We start from the raw sequence: 6,266 nt of genomic DNA, 5'->3' as shown, positions 1-6,266 counted from the left end.
CCCTTATGAAAATGCTATTGCAGAACGGATTAATGGTGTGTTAAAACAAGAATTTGCAATTGATAAATACAATACCAATTTGGAAATTAAAACTAAATTAGTTCAAAATACCATAAAAATATATAATAATTTTAGACCACATTTATCTAATTATATGTTGACGCCACAAGAAATGCACAATCAAAATAAGGTCAAAAGAAAACAATATAAAAACAAAAAAGGTAGTGATTTTAAATCACTACCTTTAAATTATTAATTCTGTAACGCTATTTCAGGACGTCACATTATTCTTTTTCTATTTATCAATAGAACCTAAAACACGTTTCATAAAGTTGTTTACGGCGTCCTTCTTAGAGGTGCCTTCTTTAATCATTTTATTAACTTCAATGGCGCCATACATGTTAGAGATAAGTTCTCCAATAACGTCTAATTCCTCATCTTTTAACGAAGATACTTCGGTTAAGGCTTCTAGAGTTTCAATGGTTTCAACTATGTAGTCTTCATCATTGTCTTCTATAAATTGTGTTAAGTGTTTTATTACTGGTAGTTTCATTGATTAATTTTTTTTTCATTTCTGCACTTATACTAGGGTTAGTATATATTGCAAAAACGTAAGTTGTTTTATTATGCTACTTCGTCAACTAATTCTTTTAAAACATCTACTTTATTGGTTTGCGTTTGGTTTACAAAAGCACCACCTTTAAAGGTTGCAAAAGTTGGTAAGTTATCTACGGTAGCTAATTTTCTTGATTCTGGAAATTTTTCCGCATCAGCGATAACAAACGTAATGTTTTCTAACTCGCTAGCTAATTTCTTAACTTTTGGTTTCATAATACGACAGTTACCACACCAAGTTGCAGAGTATTGCACCACAACAGTATCGTTAGCAGCAATGATTTCGGCTAAATTATCTTGACTTAATTCTTGTACCATAATGTTTAAATGTATAGGAATAAAATTCCAAAGTCCAAAAGCTTAACGTTTGCCGTATTTGAAAATTGGAATTTTATTATTTGGAGTTTTTATTTCTTAGTTAGCGTGTGCAGCTAAATATTCGGCAGTTGCTTTTGCATTAGCGTTCATAGCATCTTTTCCTTCTTCCCAGTTTGCAGGACAAACTTCTCCTTTTTCTTGAACGTGCGTTAAAGCATCTACTAAACGAAGGTACTCACCAACATTTCTACCTAATGGCATGTTGTTAATGCTTTCGTGCTGTACAATACCATCTTCGTCAATAATATATGTAGCTCTGTATGTTACGTTATCGCCTTCAACTTGCACAGTTCCTGTAGCTTCGTCGTAAGTTTCGTTAGTAATATCTAAAATACCTAAGATGCTAGATAAGTTACGGTTGCTGTCTGCAAGAATAGGGTAAGTAACACCTTCAATTCCACCATTATCTTTAGCTGTGCTTAACCATGCAAAGTGTACTTCTGGTGTATCACAAGATGCTCCAATTACAATAGTGTTTCTTTTTTCGAATTCTGCCTTAGCAGCTTCAAAAGCATGTAATTCTGTTGGGCAAACAAAAGTGAAATCCTTTGGGTACCAAAACAATACAACTTTCTTTTTGTTATTTACCGCTTCTTCTAGAACGTTTACTTTAAAAGTATCGCCCATTTCGTTCATTGCGTCAACGTTTAAATCTGGAAATTTTTTTCCTACTAATGCCATTTTTATTAAATTTTATAATTATTGATTGTTTTTTTCTCGTGCAAATATACACCTGAAAACGCGTTATCAGAATTAATAAAATTTTAAATTTTTATTAAGGAATAGATATAATTTATACTGAAATTATTCTTGTATAACTTAGGTTTATTTAGTTGTTTTTAACTGTCTGATTTTTAAGTTTAAAGCAGCAAAAAGTAGTGTTGTAAACGGACTTAGCCAATTAAAAATAGCATACAAGAAATATTCGCCAATACCAACACCTAAAACTCCAGATTGGTAAGCGCCACAGGTGTTCCATGGTATTAAAACCGAGGTTACTGTACCAGAATCTTCTAAGGTTCTACTTAAATTTTCTGGTGCTAATCCGCGGTCTTCGTAGGCTTTTTTAAACATTTTTCCTGGTATTACTATGGCCAAATATTGATCGGAAGCAATGGCGTTTAAACCCAAGCAGCTTATCACGGTGCTTGCAAATAGTCCAAAAATGGAAGTAGCCACAGAGAGTAGGGCACTTGTAATTCTAGATAGGGCACCAATGCCATCCATAATACCACCAAAAACCATGGCACAAAGAATTAAGTAAATGGTCCATAACATACCTTGCATGCCTCCGGCAGAAAAAAGATCGTTAAGTTTCTCGTTATCGGTAGTAATTTGGGTATCTGTAAGAATAGAGGTGATTATAGCTGAAAATTTAGAATCTGCTACACCATCTAAAATATTACCCTGAAAAATAAAGGCAAATATAGCTGCTAAAATAACACCAGAACATAAGGCTATTAATGGTTTTGTTTTTAATAGAATTAAAGCAACAACCGTTACTGGAACCAAAAACAACCACGGTGTAATTGTAAATGTAGTGTCTATAGTACTTAGTAAATTACTAATATCGGCACTACCAGTAGTTGTTATTGAAGCGCTTATAATGGCAAAAACAATAAGCGTGATAATTATGGTTGGTACCGTTGTAATGGTCATGTATTTAATATGGGTAAACAAATCGGTTCCGGCCATAGCAGGAGCAAGGTTTGTGGTATCGCTTAATGGCGACATTTTATCTCCAAAATAAGCGCCCGAAATTACGGCACCAGCAATCATACCTGGGTTTATGCCCAAAGCTGTGCCAATACCAACAAGTGCAATTCCTACGGTGGCAGAGGTAGTCCAAGAACTGCCTGTTGCAATAGATATTATGGCTGCTATAATTACAGAAGCTGGTAAAAATATTTCTGGACTTAACACTTGTAAACCGTAGTAAACCATGGCAGGAATTACACCGCTAACTAGCCATGTACCTGCTAATGCACCTACTAAAAATAAAATCATGATTGGGATAAAAACACTTTTTATGTTTTCCCAAATTTCGGTATACATGCGTTTTAAAGAGACTTTATTAAAAAGACCTACAATGGCAGCTATACCACCACCAATTAATAAGATAAATTGATTTGAGTAATCGCCTAAAAGAGCGCCATCGGCAAAAAAGATATTATAAAACAAGAGGGCCATAAGAAGAACAACAGGAATAAGGGCTTCTATGAAATTAAGTTCTTTATTTTCTATAATAGTTTCGTGGTCTGCCTTAATTTCAGAAATGTTTTCTTGGTCTTGCATGTAAAATATTTTGGTGTTGTAATGTTACGATTTTCTTAAATTCTTTCAAAATTATGTGACTTATTTGAAATATTGGTGTCCTAACTGTATAATAACTAAATAATTAGGTAATGACTTTAACTGCAATAATCGTGTTTTTTTTAGCTGCTATATATTTTTTAATATATATTAAATATAGTGCGAAGGCTAGTTCGATAAAACTTCTTAAAAAGAAGTCGTTATCAGAAAAGGAAAATATTATTTCCCGCACTAAGTCTTGCGTTACAGCCGTATTGCTTCCAGATGAGTTATTTTTTCCTAATTAAAAAATTAAATTTCAAGGTTTTAAAACATGCTTGGGGTTATAAATAGTTGAAGCTTACTGAAGATTTTGTTTATCTCTTTATGTTATCCATTTTTAAGTAGGTGGATTTTTTAGTTACGCCAATGCTAAATTTTATTTTTTACACTTTATAAGTTATACAATTTTCAATTCTACCATACACTGATGCATCATGTTATAGGTGCGCTCAATATCGGCATCTAAGCCAATAGAAAATCGAATTAAACCATCGCTTAAGCCCATTTCTTTTTGTTCGTCTTCAGGAATTTCTGATGATGTAGAACTTCCCGGAGCACTAAATAATGTTTTGTAAAAGCCAAGGCTAACTGCCAAGTATCCTAAATTTCTATGCTGCATTAATTCCATTAATTCATTGGCTTTTTCTAGAGAGCCAACATCAATAGTTAACATACCTCCAAAGCCGTAAGCTTCATTCATCATGCGTTTAAATAAATCATGAGAAGGATGCGATTTTAATCCTGGGTAAACCGTTTTTAAACCATCTGCTTCAAACTTTTCAGCTAAAAACAGACCATTTTTACTGTGTTGTTGCATTCTAATGTGTAACGTTCTTAAGTTTTTCAAAATAGACGCAGCTCTTAAACTATCCATCGTAGAGCCAAGTAGCATAGATGCACCGTCGTTTACGTTTCGTAAGTTATTTATAAATTCTTGAGTGCCACAAACAACACCACCAACCGTGTCGCTAGAGCCATTAATAAACTTAGTTAAGCTATGAATTACGATATCTGCTCCCAAAGTAGCTGGCGATATGGACAATGGTGAAAATGTATTATCAACTACTAATTTTAAACCATGTCTTAATGCAATTTCAGATAGACTTTTAATATCGGCAACTTCAAGAAGCGGGTTACTTACAGATTCGCAATATAACACTTTGGTATGTTTGGTTATTGCGGCTTCTACGCTATCCAGTTTTGTAATATCTACAAAAGTTGTTTTAATATTAAATCGTGGGGTAAAATTTTTAAAAAACGCATAGGTGCCGCCATATATAGTTCTGCTTGAAATGATATGATCTCCTGCACCACATAATTGCAGGATAGTAGGCGTAATGGCGCCCATGCCAGAGGCAGAAACATTGGCGGTTTCTGTACCTTCCATAGCCGCTAATGCTTCGCCTAAATATAAATTTGAAGGTGTTGAATGACGCGAATAGAGGTAGCAACCATCGGCATTGCCCTCAAAAGTATCAAACATAGTTTTTGCCGAAAGAAAGGTATAAGTAGAGGAATCGGAAATGGAAGGATTAACGCCTCCAAATTCGCCAAAATATTGTAAGTCTTGAATGTTATTTGCGGGTTTAAATGCCATAGTTTATAGTTTTTTAATACGTTTATACGTATAGAAGTTTAAAATTAATTAAATTAAAAATCGTTATATTTAGAATAAAATACAATGGAATGGTGTGTATTTAGAATATAAAACTATAATATATTACTTTTGCAAGTTTTAAAACTTTTTTAAACGTGATAACAAGCGTTTTAACGAAATATTTTCAATTATGATTTTTGATGCTACCGATAAAAAATTATTAGAATTTATCCAACAGGATAGTAAGCAGACTAACAAGGAGCTTTCCAATAAATTAGGGCTTTCTGTTACTGCCGTATACGAACGGATAAAAAAACTAGAGAAAGAAGGCTATATTAATGGTTACATAGCTATTGTAAATAAAAAAAAGGTAGAAAGAGATTTTGTGGTATTTTGTCATGTGAAGCTATTGCAACATACCCAAGAATTTGTAAAGCGTTTTGAGAAAGAGGTAACCTCCATTAACGAGGTGTTAGAATGCTATCATTTAAGTGGTGATTATGATTATTTACTTAAAATTATCGTAAAAGATATGGCCGAGTATAGGGAGTTTATGGTAAATAAACTTACTAATATTAACCATATTGGGAGTACACATAGTATGTTTGTAATCTCGGAAGTTAAATACACTAATGCCATTAGTTTTTAAATGAAATCTATTAACTATAAAATTATTGAGTTTGTAATTATTTTTTTAATAATTCCAATAAGCTTTGTGGTGCCTTATTCTCCTTGGTTAAAATTAAGTTTTGGACTATTAGGCTTTTTGTATGTTATTTATGTATTACTTAGGGTAGAGCAGTTAAAATTTAAAGTATCTAAAACCATAAAATGGAAACCCTTTTGGAAAATAACGGTTATTAAACTTGGGGTAATTGCTTCTTTAACCACCCTATTTGTTTGGATTACGGATAGTGAGTCTTTATTTACTGTTTTATTAAATAAACCCTTAAAATGGCTCATTCTGCTTTTTATTTATAGCGTCTTTTCGGTATACCCGCAAGAGCTATTATATAGAGCATTCTTTTTTAAGCGGTATCAAAGCTTGTTTAAAAACAAATCTCTTTTCTTATTGGTAAATGCCATTTTATTTGCCTTAGCTCACTTGTTTTTTGGAAGTGTATTAGTGCTAGTTATTACCTTTATTGGTGGTTTATTATTTGCCTTTACCTTTAAAAAAACACAATCTACACTTTTAGTCTCTATTGAACATGCTATTTATGGTTGTTGGTTGTTTACTGTTGGTATGGGCAGTATGCTGGGTTTTCCAAGCTAATTGTAGTACAATTAAATAGAAAAACGAATAACAGCCTTTAGTTAA

Annotated in this window: 8 protein-coding genes; 3 read left to right on the top strand and 5 right to left on the bottom strand. The window is 32.8% G+C overall.

Features of this window, described 5'->3' with window-relative positions; translation table 11 throughout:
* Nucleotides 1–256, top strand: a 256-nt coding sequence (locus BMY96_RS14195) for an integrase core domain-containing protein (RefSeq protein ID WP_139205265.1), incomplete at its 5' end; no start/stop codon positions are given.
* Between the two features lie 39 nt (nucleotides 257–295).
* Here the strand turns inward: BMY96_RS14195 and BMY96_RS14190 are convergent.
* From BMY96_RS14190 to BMY96_RS14170, 5 genes are all read right to left on the bottom strand, one after another.
* Complete coding sequence (locus BMY96_RS14190; protein ID WP_092853337.1) at nucleotides 296–553, bottom strand: DUF6952 family protein; 258 nt, start codon at nucleotides 551–553, stop codon at nucleotides 296–298.
* Nucleotides 554–624: 71 nt separating this feature from the next.
* Nucleotides 625–933: a thioredoxin family protein gene (locus BMY96_RS14185; protein ID WP_092853335.1), complete on the bottom strand. Its 309-nt coding sequence runs from the start codon at nucleotides 931–933 to the stop codon at nucleotides 625–627.
* A gap of 96 nt (nucleotides 934–1,029) precedes the next feature.
* Complete coding sequence (locus tag BMY96_RS14180) at nucleotides 1,030–1,674, bottom strand: peroxiredoxin (protein WP_092853333.1); 645 nt, start codon at nucleotides 1,672–1,674, stop codon at nucleotides 1,030–1,032.
* 144 nt (nucleotides 1,675–1,818) lie between these two features.
* A complete protein-coding gene (gene nhaC, locus BMY96_RS14175; RefSeq protein ID WP_092853331.1) occupies nucleotides 1,819–3,288 on the bottom strand; it encodes a Na+/H+ antiporter NhaC in 1,470 nt (489 codons plus the stop codon).
* A gap of 457 nt (nucleotides 3,289–3,745) precedes the next feature.
* The gene (locus BMY96_RS14170; protein ID WP_092853329.1) at nucleotides 3,746–4,945 is read right to left on the bottom strand and encodes an aminotransferase class I/II-fold pyridoxal phosphate-dependent enzyme; all 1,200 of its coding nucleotides are present in this window, start codon (nucleotides 4,943–4,945) and stop codon (nucleotides 3,746–3,748) included.
* 190 nt (nucleotides 4,946–5,135) lie between these two features.
* On the opposite strand from BMY96_RS14170, the gene BMY96_RS14165 reads away from it, so the two are divergent.
* Both BMY96_RS14165 and BMY96_RS14160 read left to right on the top strand, forming a co-directional pair.
* Nucleotides 5,136–5,594, top strand: a complete 459-nt coding sequence (locus BMY96_RS14165) for an Lrp/AsnC family transcriptional regulator (protein WP_092853327.1) — start codon at nucleotides 5,136–5,138, stop codon at nucleotides 5,592–5,594.
* Nucleotides 5,595–6,221: a CPBP family intramembrane glutamic endopeptidase gene (locus tag BMY96_RS14160; protein ID WP_092853325.1), complete on the top strand. Its 627-nt coding sequence runs from the start codon at nucleotides 5,595–5,597 to the stop codon at nucleotides 6,219–6,221.
* The last annotated feature ends 45 nt before the right edge of the window (nucleotides 6,222–6,266 follow it).

This window comes from Algibacter pectinivorans (assembly GCF_900112595.1).
Lineage (GTDB): Bacteria > Bacteroidota > Bacteroidia > Flavobacteriales > Flavobacteriaceae > Algibacter_B > Algibacter_B pectinivorans.
The sequence above is the reverse complement of the archived record's forward strand: the minus strand, read 5'-3'. Positions and strand labels throughout refer to the sequence as shown.

Coding starts and splice junctions, on each gene's coding strand:
- nhaC (WP_092853331.1), bottom strand. CDS start 3,288: ATGCAAGACCAAGAAAACATTTCTGAAATTAAGGCAGACCACGAAACT.
- BMY96_RS14185 (WP_092853335.1), bottom strand. CDS start 933: ATGGTACAAGAATTAAGTCAAGATAATTTAGCCGAAATCATTGCTGCT.
- BMY96_RS14170 (WP_092853329.1), bottom strand. CDS start 4,945: ATGGCATTTAAACCCGCAAATAACATTCAAGACTTACAATATTTTGGC.
- BMY96_RS14190 (WP_092853337.1), bottom strand. CDS start 553: ATGAAACTACCAGTAATAAAACACTTAACACAATTTATAGAAGACAAT.
- BMY96_RS14165 (WP_092853327.1), top strand. CDS start 5,136: ATGATTTTTGATGCTACCGATAAAAAATTATTAGAATTTATCCAACAG.
- BMY96_RS14180 (WP_092853333.1), bottom strand. CDS start 1,674: ATGGCATTAGTAGGAAAAAAATTTCCAGATTTAAACGTTGACGCAATG.
- BMY96_RS14160 (WP_092853325.1), top strand. CDS start 5,595: ATGAAATCTATTAACTATAAAATTATTGAGTTTGTAATTATTTTTTTA.